This window comes from Azospirillum sp. A1-3 (assembly GCF_023806445.1).
Taxonomy (GTDB): domain Bacteria; phylum Pseudomonadota; class Alphaproteobacteria; order Azospirillales; family Azospirillaceae; genus Azospirillum.
The window spans coordinates 39,394-54,504 of record NZ_JAMSLU010000003.1 but is presented as its reverse complement, the minus strand read 5'-3'; the positions used below and the strand labels follow the sequence as shown (position 1 = coordinate 54,504).

Below are 15,111 nucleotides of genomic sequence, written 5' to 3'. Positions count from 1 at the left end.
TATCAATGAATGGAACGGGGTTCCTATCGACCATCAGCCAGCGCACGCCTCACCGGTTCCCCGAAAAGACACAAGGGATCCAATAAGAAAGCCTCCCCCCGGCGCCGTCAAGGGAGGTTGGGAAAGTGGAGCGGGGGTTGCCGCGTGCATCTCCCTCTCCCGCCCCGGGAGAGGGGACTCTCCCTACTCCGCCTTCCGCTCCAAAATCAGCGTGGACAGCGGCGGGATGGTCAGGTCGAGCGAGTGGGTGCGGCCGTGCCAGGGCATTTCCTCGGCATAGACGCCGCCGCCGGGATTGCCGATGCCGCTGCCGCCGTATTTGGTCTCGTCTGTGTTGATCCGCTCCACATAGCGGCCGGGCAGCGGCACGCCGACGCGGTAGCCCTGGCGCGGGACGGGGGTGAAGTTGCAGACGGCGATGACGATATGCTCGGGATCGTCGGCCTTGCGCAGGAAGGTGTAGACCGAGTTCTCGTTGTCGTTCGATTCGATCCACTCGAAGCCGGACGGGTCGCAGTCGGTCTTGTGCAGCGGCTCCAGCTGGCGGTAGACGCCGTTCAGGTCGCGCACGAGGTCACGCATGCCGCGGTGCATCGGCTGGTCCAGCAGGTGCCAATCCAGGCTGCGCGCTTCGCTCCACTCGTTCCACTGGGCGAACTCGCCGCCCATGAACAGCAGCTTCTTGCCGGGATGGGCGAACATGAAGCCGTAATAGGCGCGCAGATTGGCGAATTTCTGCCAGTCGTCGCCCGGCATCTTGTTGATGAGCGAGCCCTTGCCATGGACGACCTCGTCATGGCTGAGCGGCAGCACGAAGTTTTCGGAGAACTGATAGATCAGCCCGAAGGTCATCTGGTGGTGATGATAGCGGCGGTGGATGGGGTCATTCTGCATGTAATGCAGCGTGTCGTGCATCCACCCCATGTTCCATTTGTAGCCGAAGCCGAGACCGCCGAGATATGTGGGCTTCGACACCATCGGCCAGGAGGTGGATTCCTCCGCCACCGTCATGGCGCCCGGCTGCTGGCCGTAGACCAACTCGTTCATCCGCTTCAGGAAGGCGATGGATTCCAGGTTCTCGCGCCCGCCGAACTTGTTGGGGACCCACTCCCCTTCCTTGCGGCTGTAGTCGAGATAGAGCATGGAGGCGACGGCATCGACGCGCAGGCCGTCCAGCTTGTACTGGTCGAGCCAGAACAGCGCGTTGCCGAGCAGGAAGTTCTGCACCTCCGTCCGGCCGAAATTGTAGATCAGGGTGTTCCAGTCCTGGTGGAAGCCCTGGCGCGGGTCGGCGTGCTCGTAGAGATGCGTGCCGTCGAAATCGCCCAGCCCATGCGGGTCGGTCGGGAAATGGCCGGGCACCCAGTCGAGCAGCACGCCGAGGCCGGCGCGGTGGCAGGCGTTGACGAAGTCCTTGAAGTCCTCCGGCGAGCCGTGGCGGGCGGTCGGCGCATAGAGGCCGATGGGCTGGTAGCCCCAGGAGCCGTCGAACGGATGCTCGGTGATCGGCAGCAACTCGATATGGGTGAAGCCCATGTCCTTGGCGTAGGGAATCAGCCGCTCCGCCAGTTCCTGATAGGTCAGGAAGCGGTTGTCCTCCTCCGGCACCCGCGCCCAGGAGCCGAGATGGACCTCGTAGATTGAGATCGGCGCGGTGCGGTCGGAGGTGGCGACCTTGCGGCTCTGCCAGTCCTGGTCGCGCCACTCGTAGGACGGCAGACCGTGGACGACCGAGGCGGTGGCCGGGCGTATTTCCGCCTGGAAGGCGTAGGGGTCGGCCTTGGCCGGCATCAGGTTCCCGTTGGGCCCTCGAATCTCGAACTTGTAGCGCTGGCCGGGACGGGCGCCGGGAACGAAGATCTCCCACACCCCGACCTCGACACGCCGGCGCATCGGCAGGCGGCGGCCGTCCCAGTTGTTGAAGTCGCCGACGACGCTAACGCTGCGGGCGCTGGGCGCCCAGACGGCGAAGGACACGCCGGCGACGCCGTCGACCTCGCGCGGATGGGCGCCGAGCTTCTCGTAGGTCCGCAGGTGGGTGCCTTCGGCCAGCAGATGGACGTCCAGTTCGCCCAGCATGTTGCCGAAGCGATAGGCATCCTCGAACTCCTGGGTCGCCAGCGGGTATTGCGCGCGCAGGCGATAGCGGAAACGCTCCGTCCGGTCGGGCATCACGGCCAGGAAGAAACCGTCCTGATGGATGCGCTCCGCCTCGCCGGCCGGCTCGCCGGTGGCGCTGTCGATCACCCACAGCCGCTCGGCGCCGGGCACGAAGGCGCGGACCTCCACCGGGCGGCCGGGGCCCTCCTGCTGCATGCCCAGCACGGCGAAGGGATCGCCGTGGTCGGCCCGCGCGATGGCGTCGGCCGCCGCGCGCAGGGCCTCCATCCGGTGATCGGGCCGGTGGTCGGTGGGGCCGGGGTTACGGCTTTCGGAGACGCCGGTCTGCGCCTGGTCCTTGCGGGTGTCCGTCGTCATGTCGCTCGCCATTGGCCAAGTGCCCTTCTTCGTGGAGGCCCTATCGTCTTCATGGACCGTTGATCGTTCACCGTCCAGCCGGAACGCGCCAGAGGCGATGCCCCCTCCCTAACCCTCCCCCTCTATCGGACCGGCCTTCGGCCGGCCGAGGGGAGAGGGGACTGCCGCCGCTTCGCATAAGGCACCCTCTCCCGCGAAGCGGGGGAGGGTTTGGGGAGGGGGCCGCGTTGGCATGGTCCGCCTTCGCAGGAATGACGGCCGACGCAGGGAACGCCTTCTCCGGAGGTGAACATACCCGCGGCGGTTTCGTCACACCATGCCCGCCGCGGATTTGCCCGGTCACCCCTTCGCGCCTGCCTCGTTGGCGTCGTCGAGAAGGCCCAGAACGCCCTTGACCGGAATGCCGATCCAGTTGGGCCGGTTCGCCGCCTCGTAGCCGATCTCGTAGAAGGCCTTTTCCAGCAGGAACAGGGTCAGCAGGCCGCGTGCGGTGCCGCCCTCCGACGGCCAGGCCGGGCAGCCCTCGATCACCGTGCGATAGCCGTCGAGGAAGGACTCGACGCTGCGGCGCTCCCAGTCGCGGGCGGCGGCCAGCGCCGGGCTGTCGCCGCTGTTGGACCCCTCGCCGGCGCTGTCCAGCCGGAACAGCGCCGCCCAGGCGGCATAGTTGAAGGAGCGCAGCATGCCGGCCACGTCACGCAGCGGGCTGGACTTGGCGCGGCGTTCCTCCAGCGTCTTGGCCGGCTCCCCTTCGAAGTCGAGGATGTACCAGTCGTTCTGCGCCCGCACGACCTGTCCCAGATGATAGTCGCCATGGATGCGGGTCTTGACGCCGCCGGCCGGCATCGACGCCAATGCCGACAGCCGGTCCATCGCCTCCGCCCGGCGGGCCAGAAGCTGTTCGGCATCGGCCCGCACGTCGGCCGGCAGGCGGTCCAGCGTTCCCGGCAGGGCGGCGAAGGCGGCCTCCGCCTGGACGCGGGCGGCATCGGCCCAGCGCGCCAGATCCTCAGGCGTAATCGGCTCAGGGTCGAAGGCCGGATTGGCGGCGCCTTGCTTACCGGAGCCTTGCGCCAGCGCCCGGTGCAGTTCGGCGGTGCGCTGCCCCAGTGTGGTCATCATCACCAGATGCATGCCGAAGGGCTCGCCCGATTCGGCGGCGTCCTCGGTGGTGCCGGCGACCCCCAGACGGATGTCCTCCAACTGGCGTTCCAGCTCCTCCACCGTGCTGGCCCAGCCGTCGCCCTGGTTGCGGACGAAGGCCTGGGCCACCGCCAGCGCCGTCGGCGTGCCGTCGGCGGCGACCTGTTCGACCGTGCCCAGCAGGGCGGGGGTGTTGGCGAAGCCGACCTCGGTCAGGAAGCGGCCCATCTCGACCTCGGGATGCTCGCCCTCCACCAGACGGCGCAGCACCTTCAGCACGATCTGGCTGTCGACCAGGACGGAGGTGTTGCTCTGCTCCACGCCCAGACGCCGCACCTCGGGCTCTTCCGACAGTTCGATGGCGTTCAACGCCTCGGTCGCGGTGAAGCGGACGACGTCGTCACCGGCGGCGGCCTTCAGCGTGTCGCCGCGGCGCAATGCCTCGATCAGCGCCAGGGCGAAGCCGTCGGCCTGCACGGCGTCATAGATGGCGCCGGTCCTGGGACCGCGCCGCGCCTTGCCCAGCGTGTAGGGCAGCAGCGGCCAGCCGGTGCCGCCGGCCCCGCTCTCCCAGCTCATCGCCAGCGGCAGGAAATAGCTCTGGTCGGCGGCGTCGCCATCCACACCGATCCCACTCAGGCCGACCTGCGTCCTGACCAGCATGAAGCCGTCGCCGGGGCCCGACAGCTGGGCGGCCATGGTGACGTGCGAACGGGTGATGCGGCGATCCTTGGCGGAGAACCAGCGCTGCTTGGGCAGGAAGGCCTGCAGGATGTCGCGGCCCAGCTCGTCCGCCGCCTTGCCGCTGGTGAGGCTGTGCCAGCCGTCGCGCATGACGACGGTCAGCAGGTCCGGCACCGGCTCCGGCGGGGTCTCGTGCCAGGTCGGCAGCTCCGCCTCCGCCGTCAGGGCGAACCAGTAGAAGCCGTAGGCCGGCAGGGTCAGCAGATAGGGAAGGTCGCCGATCGGCGGGAAGACGGTGCGGCCCAGCAACTCGACCGGAATGCGGCCCTTCCAGCTCTTCAGGTCCAGTTCCACCGCCTGGGCCGAGCGCGACAGGTTGGCGACGCACAGCGCGATCTCCGACCCGTTTTCCGACTCCAGGCTGCGGATATAGGCCAGGACCTTGCGGTTGCCGGGATAGAGCAGGGAGAAGCTGCCGCGGCCGAAGCTCTGCCGCTGCTTGCGCACCGCCACCAGCCGCTTCATCCAGTTCAGCAGCGACGACGGATTGCGCGCCTGCGCCTCGACATTGACAGCCATGAAGCCGTAGATCGGGTCGAGCACCGCCGGCAGATAGAGCCGCGCCGGGTCGGCGCGCGAGAAGCCGCCGTTGCGGTCGATCGACCATTGCATCGGCGTGCGCACGCCGTCGCGGTCGCCGAGATAGATGTTGTCGCCCATGCCGATCTCGTCGCCGTAATAGAGCACCGGCGTGCCGGGCATCGACATCAAGAGGCTGTTCAGCAGCTCGATCTTGCGGCGGTCGTTTTCCAGCAGCGGGGCGAGGCGGCGGCGGATGCCGAGATTGATCCGCATGCGCCGGTCGGCCGCGTAGAAGTTCCAGAGATAGTCGCGCTCGCTGTCGGTGACCATCTCCAGCGTCAGTTCATCATGGTTGCGCAGGAAGATGGCCCACTGGCAGTCGGCCGGGATGTCAGGCGTCTGGCGCATGATGTCGGCGATCGGATGCCGGTCCTCCATCGCCACCGCCATGTAGATGCGCGGCATCAGCGGGAAGTGGAAGGACATGTGGCATTCGTCGCCGCCCTTCTCCGGATCGCCGAAATAGGGCAGCACGTCCTCCGGCCACTGGTTGGCCTCGGCCAGCAGCATGCGGTCGGGATATTCGGCATCCAGCGCGGCGCGGATCGCCTTCAGGACGTCGTGGGTTTCCGGCAGATTCTCGTTGTTGGTGCCCTCGCGCTCCTTCAGGTAAGGGATGGCGTCGAGCCGCAGCCCGTCCACACCCATGTCCAGCCAGAAGCGCATCACCTTCAGCACCTCCTCCAGAACCTCCGGATTGTCGAAGTTCAGGTCGGGCTGGTGCGAATAGAAACGGTGCCAGTAATAGGCGTTGGCGACCGGATCCCAGGTCCAGTTGGACTTTTCCGTGTCGCAGAAGATGATGCGCGTGCCCTGGTATTTCTGGTCGCTGTCGGACCAGACATAATAGTCGCGGTGGTTGGAGCCGGGAGGCGCCTCGCGCGCGCGCTGGAACCAGGGATGCTGGTCGGAGGTGTGGTTGATGACCAGTTCGGTGATCACCCGCAGGCCGCGATTGTGGCATTCCTCCATGAAGCGGCGGAAGTCATCCAGGTTCCCGTAGGTCGGGTTGACCGAGGTGTAGTCGGCGATGTCATAGCCGTCGTCGCGCAGCGGCGATGGATAGAAGGGCAGAAGCCACACCGCCGTCACTCCCAGCTCCTGGATATAATCCAGCTTCTGGGTCAGGCCGGCGAAATCGCCGATGCCATCATTGTCGGCGTCGAAGAACGCCTTGATGTGCAATTGGTAAATGACGGCGTCCTTGTACCAAAGCCGGTCCTGCCGATCGATCATGGGTCGAGCACTTTCGAGAAGCGTTTGACGGAACACGTGTCGCGGGAACACGGGACGGAAACAAGACACAGGGGCGAAGGTTTCACCCGAAGGGCCGTCAGACAACCCCTGACTTCCGGATAGGCAGGACGGCGAATTCCGGGGCGTACCACGTTCAGAAGGGGCCGGCCGGAGGTTCCAGGCAACCGTTCGAAAGCGCAGCAATCCAAACTGGACATCGATTGACGCTGAAGGGTTATCCAGGCAGGGTGGCTCTACGCACAACTTTACGCCTATGGCGTATCGGGTAAATCATGCTGGGCTCCTTCATCGTCGTAACCGGCGGCGACAGCCGCTATCATCCGTTGATCCGCGAGCTGATCGCGTCGCTGCGGGCGTTGAAGCCGGCGGCAGACTGCCCCATCGGCGTGATCGACGCGGGCCTGACGGACGGGCAGATCGTGGAGTTGAAGGCACAGGGGGCCGCGGTGGTGACGCCGCCCTGGCCGGTCAGCATCCCCGCGCACAAGCTGCGCAACCGCATCCATTTGAAGGCCAACCTCGCCAAGCTGCACCTGCCGACATATTTCCCCGGCTACGACACGGTGATCTGGATCGACGCCGACGCCTGGGTGCAGGATTGGGAGGCGGTGGAGATGCTGCGGCGGGGGGCGGCGCTGAACCGCTTCGCCATCGTTGCCCAGTTCGGCCGCTTTTCCGAGACGGAGCTGCGGCTCGCTTGGTTGTTTGGGCCCTTCGCGCGGGTGCGGTCGATCCTGTACAAGAACTCCAGCCGCGCTGGACTGACCACGGCGGAATGCCGGGCGCTGGCCACCCGCCCGACCCTGAATGCCGGCGCCTATGCGCTGAAGTCCGACGCGCCGCATTGGGAGTCGTTCCAGCGCTGGCAGAAGCGGGTGCTGCGCAAGGGCCGGCTGTTCACGTCCGACCAGCTGGCGATGGCCGGCGCCATCTATCTGGACGGGCTGCCGGTCGAGCTTCTGCCGGAATGGTGCAACTACATCGGCCCCTGGCGCTTCGACCCGGAGCGGCGGGAACTGGTGGAGTATTACCTGCCCAACCGCCGCCTGGGCATCGTCCATATGGCCGGCGAGGACGCCATGCGCGCAGACCCGTCGGTGCTGCGCCCGGTCCTGGACATGCAGGACCGCACGCACCAGCTGAGCCTGCGCTATCCGGCCTGGGCAGTGCCGGCGGTGGAGCGGGTGGCGGAGGCAGTTTAGCGGTTTGCCACATCGGTCGCCAACCGCGCCAGATCGTGCACCGCGCGGTCCAGCGTCGCCGGGTCGTGGGCGGCGAAGCCGAGGAGGAGGCCATTGCCGGCGATCCCGGCGTCGGAGCGGTGATAGCTGGACAGCGGCGGCGTGGTCAGGCCGATGCGGGCGGCGCGCTCGGCCAGGAGATGGTCGGGGCAGTCGGGCGGCAGGCGGAGCAGGACATGCATGCCGGCCTCCCCCGCCTCGGCGCTGGCGAAGCCGGTGAAGGCATCGGTGATCGACGCCAGGATGGCGGTGCGCTTGGCGGCGTAGAGGGAGCGCATGGCCCGCAGGTGCGAGGCGAAATGACCGTCGGCCAGGAAACGGTGCAGCGCCGCCTGCGGCACCACGCTGGTCCCGCCATCGAAATGGCGGCGCGCCGCGCGCACCGGCTCCACCAGATCGGGCGGCACCACGACATATCCGAGCCGCAGCGCCGGGAACATCACCTTGCTGAAGCTGCCGACATAGATGACGCGGCCGGCGCCGTCCAACCCCTGGAGGGCGGCCAGTGGTGGGCCGGCATAGCGGAACTCGCTGTCGTAATCGTCCTCGACGATCCAGGCGTCGCACGCCGCCGCCCAGTCCAGAAGGCGCAGGCGGCGCGCCAGGCTCATGGTCACGCCCAAGGGGAACTGGTGGGAGGGGGTGACCAGAGCCAGCCGGGCACCGGCCCCGCGAGCCATGCCGGCGGCAACATCGATGCCCTCGCCATCCACCGGCACCGGGACCAGCCGCGCCCCGGCGCCCAGCAGAGCGGCGCGGTTGCCGGGCCAGCCGGGTTCCTCCACCCAGGCCTCGTCACCGGGGTCGAGCAGCAGTTGCGCCATCAGCGCCAAGCCCTGCTGCGCGCCGGAAACGATGACCACCTGCTCCGCCTCGCAGCGCACGGCGCGGACGGCACGCAGATAGGCGGCGATCTCCGCCCGCAGCGGAGCGTAGCCGAGCGGGTCCGGATCCGTCGCCAGCGTCCGCCCGCCCTGGCGCCAGCAGCGGCCGAGCAGCTGCGCCCACAGCTCGATGGGAAAGGCACCGAGGTCCGGCGTGCCGAGCGCGAAGGGCCGCCCCACCCGGTCGCGGGCGATGGCCGGCGCCTCGGCCAGCGCCCGGCCGCGGGCGGACAGGCCGACGCCGCGCCGGGCCTCGTCGCGGGCCGGAACGCCGCCGGGCGCCGCATCGGGAAGCGAGGGGGCGACGAAGGTGCCGGCCCCCACCCGGCCGCTGACATAGCCCTCCGCCAGCAGCGTGTCATAGGCGGTGACCACCGTATTGCGCGACAGCCCCCACTCGGTGGCCAGCGCCCGGCTGGGCGGCAGGCGCTCGCCCGGACGCAGCCGGCCGTCCAGCACTGCCTGACGCAGCGCGCGGTAGAGCTGGCGGTGCAGTGGCTCCGCCCCGTCGCGGTCGAGCGCCACCGGCCCAAGGCTGGACAGAACCGGACGCGCCGAGCGGGCCATGGCGAGCCTTTCAGGAGGACATTAAATTGGTCCCTATGGAATCGACATTCCGGACCTTTCGAAGGAGCCATTCTGCCGGCCATTCTGGGCCATCGCAACAGTTCCGGCCTTGAGCACGACCATGACCAGCCTTCTCACCGAGCCCCCCGCTGCCGATTCTCCCGCCGCCTTGGCCCAGACCCCGCGCACCCGTCCGGTGCGGCTGGGCGACCGCGGCAGCCATGACGTCGCCTTGATCCATTCCATCATCGACGAGGCGCCGATCTGCCACGTCGGCTTCGTCGACGACGCCATCAAGGGCCAGGGCGCTCCGTCCCCCATGGTGATCCCGACGGTTCCCTGGCGGGTGGGGGACGAGTTGATGATCCACGGCGCGTCCTCCAGCCGGATGATCCGGCGGCTGCAGGAGGGGGGCGAGGCCTGCATCACGCTGTCGCTGATCGACGGTTGGGTGCTGGCGCGCTCGGCCTTCCATCACTCCGTCAACTACCGCTCGGTCATGCTGTTCGGCCGGCCGCGGCTGGTGGCGGAGGAGACGGAAAAGCGCGCGGCGCTCGACGCGCTGATGGAAAAGATCGAACCCGGACGCAGCGCCAAGGTGCGGGCGCCCAATGCGCAGGAGCTGAAGGCCACATCCGTGCTGGCCTTCCCCATCGCCGAGGCGTCGGCCAAGCGCCGCTCCGGCCCGCCCGGCGACGATCCGGAGGATATGGACCACCCGGTGTGGGCGGGCGTGGTGCCCTTGCGACTGACCGCCGGCGAGCCGGAACAGGACCCGGCCCAGATCGGGGGGTGATAATCGGGGGCTGACAGCAGTCTGAAACAGAAAAAGGCCGCGACCGGGAAGCCCGGCGCGGCCTTTTTCCTGCGGTTTCTCCCGCTGGCGGGAAGGCCGGTCCGATACCCCCGGAACGGCCCCCTGCCAACCGTCCTTAGGACGACGGAGCGTTCAGCAGGCGCGGCAGGATCTGCGCACGACGGTTGGACGGCTCGCGGACGTTCGGACCGGTCTGAACCAGCAGCTGGCTCTCGCCCTTGCCCTGGGTCGTGATGTTGGCGGCCGGGATGCCCTTGGCGACCAGGGCCTTCTTGACCGCGTCGGCACGACGCACCGACAGCTTCTGGTTGTAAGCCGGCGACCCCGAGGTATCGGTGTGGCCGACGACGTTGATCTTGGCGCCACCGTTCTTCAGGATGGCCGACACCGCGTCACCGATCACGCGATCGGCGGCCGGGGTGATGTTCGACTTATCCCAGTCGAAGAACACCAGATATTCGCTCTGGACCGCGGCGACGGCGGCCGGAGCCGGAGCGGCGGCGGCCGGCGGGCACGGATAGCTGCCCTGATGGATGACATAGCCGCCGTCAGCGGTGCGGGCGGCGACGTTGCCCCAGCCGATGACCGGGTTGCACCACTCGGTGCCCTTGCCGACCAGGCTCGCGTCCTGGGCATTGGCGGCCGCCGACAGACCGAAAGCGACGATGGCGGCCGGGATGGCAGCCAGACCCGCGCGAACAATAGTCTTCATTGTCTTCACTCCCTTCCAGAACCCTTCCCCATCAGAGTGCCTGCGGGGGATGAACCTATCAATCGAAGCATCCGCCCGAGTTCAAGCGCGGCAGCGACCTTCCCAACATGTGGTGCGCGGTGGTGTTCCGACACCCCAGCCGATTGGCCGAACCGTACCCGTTCTTGGACCTATGCTCCACTTCCATAGCAGCTTTTCCGGTAGGTTTCCGCCAAATCCGTGTAACGGTGGCTGAGAACCGGAAAAACCGCGAGATCGCGCTCCGTCAGCTCGCGAACCGGTCTAGCAGGGCTGCCGGCCCACAAGAATCCGGACGTCACCCGCTTTCCGGGCGTCACCAGAGCACCGGCCGCGACCATCGCCCGCGACTCGACATAGGCCCCATCCAGGATGCAGGCCTTCATGCCGATGAAGCAGCCGTCTTCCAGCGTGCAGGCGTGCAGCAACGCCATGTGGCCGACGGTGATGTCGTCGCCGATGTAGGTGCCCTGCCCTTCAGAGGCCACGTGGATCACGGTGCCGTCCTGAATGTTGGTGCGAGCGCCGATTCGGACCTCGTTGACGTCTCCACGCACGGTGCAGCCGTACCAGATGCTGCTGTTCGCCCCGATCACGACATCACCAATCACCGCCGCCGTTTCCGCGATGAACGCGGTCGGGTCGACGGTGGGCAGGATGCCGTTGAAGGCGCGAACAAGGCCGGTCATCAGGTCGTACCGAAGTCGTGCATGACGGGCGGGATTGAAGCACCGTAAGGCTTAAGGCACCACCTGATTTCGCATTGACAGGCCAAAGCAAATCCCGATTGGTGCCTCTGTGCAACAGTGCGGACAGGGGGCCACAACGCTGTCACAGCCCCCGCCCCATCCTGCCGCGGTACCCGATTACGGGAAAAGCGGCGCCTGATCGATGCCGGTCGTCTCGCCCAGCCCCATCATGACGTTCATGTTCTGGATCGCCTGACCCGACGCGCCCTTCACCAGATTGTCGATCACCGACACGATGATGGCGCCACGCGGGGTGCGGTCGGCGACCACGCCGATCAGGTTGTGGTTGGAGGCGCGGACATGGCGCGTCGCCGGCACCACGCCGGCGGGGGTCACGCCGACGAAGGGCTCGTCGGCATAGCGGGCGGCCAGCGTCGCGCGCAGGTCGTCGGCGGTGACGCCGTCGGCCATGCGGACGTAGATGGTCGCCATCATGCCGCGGTTCATCGGCACCAGATGCGGGGTGAAGGAGACGGTGACCGGACGGCCGGCGGCCAGCCGCAGCTCCTGCTCGATCTCCGGCATGTGGCGATGGTGGCCGACGCCATAGGCGTTGAAGCCTTCCGACACCTCGGTGAATAGGTTGGCCTGCTTGGCGTCGCGGCCGGCCCCGGACACGCCGGACTTGGCGTCGATGATGATGCCGCCCGGCTCGATCTGGTTCTCCATCAGCAGCGGCAGCAGCGGCAGCAGCGAGCAGGTCGGGTAGCAGCCCGGATTCGCCACCACCCGCGCCTTGCGCACGCCCTGGCGGTTAAACTCGGTCAGGCCGTAGGCGACCTCCTTCTGCAGGCCGACGGCACGGTGCTCATGCCCGTACCAGGTGGCGTATTCGGCCGGGTCACTCAGACGGAAATCGGCGGACAGGTCGACCACCTTCAGGCCGCTGGGCAGGCCGGCGACAACCTCCTGCGTGGTGCCGTGCGGCAGGGCGCAGAAGATGAAGTCCAGATTGTCCCACTTCAGCTCTTCGATCTTCACCAGATCGGGCAGGCCATAGCCGCCCAGATGCGGGAACACCTCCGCCATTGGCTTGCCGGCCTGTCGTTCGGCGGTCAGCGCGGCGATCTCCACGTTCGGGTGGCGCAGCAGCATGCGCACCAGTTCGGCGCCGGTGTAACCGGAAGCGCCCAGGATGCCGACGCGGATTTTCGAACCGCCGGGGGTGGTGCCCGGAATGCTGATCGAGGCCATGGAACCGATGTCCTTCGCTTGACGGGAGGAACGTTGAAGTTTGGGTAGGCGTAACGGTGAGGGCAAAAAGAAAGGGGCGCCCCTTTCGGGACGCCCCTCGCTTGTACCGTAAAGCAGCAGGCCCGTGTAGGGATTAGCGCTTCGAGAACTGGAAGCTGCGGCGGGCCTTGGCGCGGCCGTACTTCTTACGCTCGACCGTACGGGCGTCGCGGGTCAGGAAGCCGGCGGCCTTCAACGGCGGGCGCAGGGCCGGCTCGAAGTAGGTCAGCGCCTTGGAGATGCCGTGACGGACGGCACCGGCCTGGCCCGACAGACCGCCGCCGGCGACGGTGGCGACCACGTCGAACTGCTCCGAACGCTCGGTCACGCCGAACGGCTGAGCAATCATCATGCGCAGAACCGGACGGGCGAAATAGACCGACTGGTCGCGGCCGTTCACGGTGACCTTGCCGGAGCCCGGCTTGATCCACACGCGGGCGACGGCGTCCTTGCGCTTGCCGGTGGCATAGGCGCGGCCCTGGGCGTCCAGCTTCGGAGCGGCCAGCTCTTCGGTGACGGTCGCGGTGGCGGCGGCGCCCGTCAGTTCCTTCAAGCTGGAGAGGGTGGTGGTGACCTGAGCCATTGTTACGCGCTCCGCTTATTCTTCGGGTTCAGGGCGCCGACGTCGAGGGCGACCGGCTGCTGCGCATCGTGCGGATGCGTGGCGCCCTTGTAGACCTTGAGATGGGTCATCTGCTGGCGGCCGAGCGGACCGCGCGGAACCATGCGCTCCACGGCCTTCTCGATCACACGCTCCGGATACTTGCCGTCCAGGATCTGGCCCTTGGAGCGGCCCTTGATCCCACCCGGATAGCCGGTGTGCCAGTAGAAGATGTCGGCGTCGCGCTTGTTGCCGGTCAGCTTCACCTTCTCCGCATTGATCACGACGATGTTGTCGCCGCAATCCATGTGGGGGGTGTAGGTCGGCTTGTTCTTGCCACGCAGGATGTTCGCCAGGATGCTGGCAAGCCGCCCGAGAACGAGGCCGTCGGCGTCAACGACGTACCACTTCTTCTCGATTTCGGTCGGCTTCAGATTGAAGGTCTTCATCGCCACACTCGTTTCTTCGAATACGGATCGGCAGGCCGCCGATTCCGGGGCGCCGAAGCGGACGGCTTTCTACGGGCCGGAGCAGGCCTCTGTCAACGGAAAAATTTCCGTTTTCTTTCAATGACTTACGAGCGCGGTAATAAGATACCGCACAGACAAACCCATTGATCTTAAACGACTTTTTATGGGGCCTCATCCACGCGGTAATGAGATACCGCGACGGTGACGGGGTCATGCGGCGGGATGGAGTAGGTTCCGGTGACATGGGCGACCGGCTCCGGATCGCCTTCGGAGAACAGCAGGATCTCGCCATAGGCCAGCCGCTTGCCCAGCTTCAGGACGCGCGCCTCGGCGATGATGGCGACGGGCGGCGGGCGGCGCAGGAAGTTGATGGTCATGCTGGTGGTCACCGCCAGCTCGACCCGGCCGATCAGGCTCAGCACCGCGCCATAGAGCGCCACGTCGGCCAGTCCGAACATCGCCGGGCCGGTGACGGTGCCGCCGGGACGGACGAAGTCATCCTTGTAGGGCAGGCGCAGGCGAATCGTCCCGGCGCTCAGGCTTTCCACGACGATGCCGAAATTCCCGACCAGGGGAACCCCCTCGCGGATCAGTTCCTCCAGCTCTTCCTTCGTCATGGCGGGAGCGGAGACGGGGGCGGCGCTTTGTGCGGTATCGACGGCGGACATGGACCCTCTGCCGGTGATCTCGGTTGGACCTCCGGACTGTGCGCCATCCCGGCCATTCGGACAAGTATGGTGCTGCTATTCCGCCGGCTTCGGCTCCGCTGGGGGCGGCTCTGCCGGAGTCGGGCTTGCGGGCTCCGGAGCCGCCGCGGGGGCGGGTGCGGTGGGTGCGGTGTCGGTGGGGGCGGTCAGACGGATCGGGCCGCCGCCGCTGGCGGGCGGCGCCGGTTCGGCGGCGGACTGCTCCGCCGGAGCGGGGACCGCTGGCGCGGCCGGTTCGGCGGGCGGGGCGAGCGGGACCGCCTTGATGTCCGATTTCGGCGTCTCCGATTTCGGCGCATCGGGCTTGTGTGCGTCCGCCTTGAGCGAATCGGCCTTGGCGGGCGCGGGATCGGCCGGGGTGGAATAGTCGGGGACGATGCGGGCCTGGCTGCCGGTGATGACCAGAACCTTCTGGCCGATGGGCAGCGGCTGCGGCTCCTTCTGGGTCAGCGACAGCAGATCGCCGTTCGATTTGCGGACGATGTATTCCCAGCCGGTGGTGTCGCCGGCGATGTGCTCCATCGCCGTGCCCAGCAGGCCGCCGATCGCCGTGCCGCCAACGGTGCCCAGCGCGGCGTTCATGCCGCCCGTCCCCACCTGCGCCCCCAGGATGCCGCCGGCCGCCCCGCCGCTGACCGCGCCGACCGTACCGTTGGCGCTGATCGCCACCTGACGGAATCCGACGACGACGCCCGGCTCCACCTTGTTGGCCTGCTGGACCGCGTTGGAGGCGTAGGTGTTGGGAGAATAGTCGGAGGTGCAGCCCGCAAGACCGCCGGCCGCGGCGATGAACAGGCAGAAGGAGACCGATCGGAGCACGGGGTAGCCATCCGTTTTGAAACCCGCCGAGTTTCTTACGGCAAAGCCCCCCGGCTCGTCACCGGGCAAAATCCGGACACGGCCGGAAG

12 protein-coding genes are annotated in these 15,111 nt (G+C 67.5%); 2 read left to right on the top strand and 10 right to left on the bottom strand.

Going from position 1 to position 15,111, the window contains the following annotated elements:
- Window positions 1-183 precede the first annotated feature (183 nt).
- Window positions 184-2,478, bottom strand: coding sequence for a 1,4-alpha-glucan branching protein GlgB (gene glgB / locus M5E06_RS18195; RefSeq protein WP_502801995.1), 2,295 nt, complete (start codon window positions 2,476-2,478; stop codon window positions 184-186).
- Window positions 2,479-2,817: 339 nt separating this feature from the next.
- Window positions 2,818-6,183: a maltose alpha-D-glucosyltransferase gene (treS, locus tag M5E06_RS18190; RefSeq protein WP_252139405.1), complete on the bottom strand. Its 3,366-nt coding sequence runs from the start codon at window positions 6,181-6,183 to the stop codon at window positions 2,818-2,820.
- A 293-nt stretch (window positions 6,184-6,476) separates the two neighbouring features.
- On the opposite strand from treS, the gene M5E06_RS18185 reads away from it, so the two are divergent.
- Window positions 6,477-7,406 carry a glycosyltransferase gene (locus M5E06_RS18185; protein WP_252139404.1) on the top strand — a complete coding sequence of 310 codons (930 nt, stop codon included), beginning with the start codon at window positions 6,477-6,479 and terminating at the stop codon, window positions 7,404-7,406.
- Here M5E06_RS18185 and pdxR read toward each other — a convergent pair.
- The gene (gene pdxR, locus M5E06_RS18180) at window positions 7,403-8,896 is read right to left on the bottom strand and encodes a MocR-like pyridoxine biosynthesis transcription factor PdxR (protein WP_252139403.1); all 1,494 of its coding nucleotides are present in this window, start codon (window positions 8,894-8,896) and stop codon (window positions 7,403-7,405) included. The genes M5E06_RS18185 and pdxR overlap by 4 nt on opposite strands.
- Window positions 8,897-9,017: 121 nt before the next feature.
- Between pdxR and M5E06_RS18175 the strand changes: the two genes are divergently transcribed.
- Window positions 9,018-9,692 carry a pyridoxamine 5'-phosphate oxidase family protein gene (locus M5E06_RS18175; RefSeq protein ID WP_252139402.1) on the top strand — a complete coding sequence of 225 codons (675 nt, stop codon included), beginning with the start codon at window positions 9,018-9,020 and terminating at the stop codon, window positions 9,690-9,692.
- 136 nt (window positions 9,693-9,828) lie between these two features.
- Here M5E06_RS18175 and M5E06_RS18170 read toward each other — a convergent pair whose 3' ends face one another.
- The 7 genes from M5E06_RS18170 to M5E06_RS18140 form a co-directional block, all read right to left on the bottom strand.
- Window positions 9,829-10,425 carry an OmpA family protein gene (locus M5E06_RS18170; protein ID WP_109075174.1) on the bottom strand — a complete coding sequence of 199 codons (597 nt, stop codon included), beginning with the start codon at window positions 10,423-10,425 and terminating at the stop codon, window positions 9,829-9,831.
- Between the two features lie 170 nt (window positions 10,426-10,595).
- Window positions 10,596-11,132: a gamma carbonic anhydrase family protein gene (locus tag M5E06_RS18165; protein ID WP_109075173.1), complete on the bottom strand. Its 537-nt coding sequence runs from the start codon at window positions 11,130-11,132 to the stop codon at window positions 10,596-10,598.
- 177 nt (window positions 11,133-11,309) lie between these two features.
- The gene (gene argC, locus M5E06_RS18160) at window positions 11,310-12,386 is read right to left on the bottom strand and encodes an N-acetyl-gamma-glutamyl-phosphate reductase (RefSeq protein WP_109075172.1); all 1,077 of its coding nucleotides are present in this window, start codon (window positions 12,384-12,386) and stop codon (window positions 11,310-11,312) included.
- Window positions 12,387-12,519: 133 nt separating this feature from the next.
- Window positions 12,520-13,008: a 30S ribosomal protein S9 gene (gene rpsI / locus M5E06_RS18155; RefSeq protein ID WP_109075171.1), complete on the bottom strand. Its 489-nt coding sequence runs from the start codon at window positions 13,006-13,008 to the stop codon at window positions 12,520-12,522.
- Window positions 13,009-13,010: 2 nt separating this feature from the next.
- Complete coding sequence (gene rplM, locus M5E06_RS18150) at window positions 13,011-13,475, bottom strand: 50S ribosomal protein L13 (protein ID WP_109152360.1); 465 nt, start codon at window positions 13,473-13,475, stop codon at window positions 13,011-13,013.
- Between the two features lie 182 nt (window positions 13,476-13,657).
- Window positions 13,658-14,164, bottom strand: a complete 507-nt coding sequence (locus M5E06_RS18145; RefSeq protein ID WP_252139401.1) for a PaaI family thioesterase — start codon at window positions 14,162-14,164, stop codon at window positions 13,658-13,660.
- 75 nt (window positions 14,165-14,239) lie between these two features.
- Complete coding sequence (locus tag M5E06_RS18140) at window positions 14,240-15,022, bottom strand: outer membrane lipoprotein (RefSeq protein ID WP_252139400.1); 783 nt, start codon at window positions 15,020-15,022, stop codon at window positions 14,240-14,242.
- Window positions 15,023-15,111: the final 89 nt, after the last annotated feature.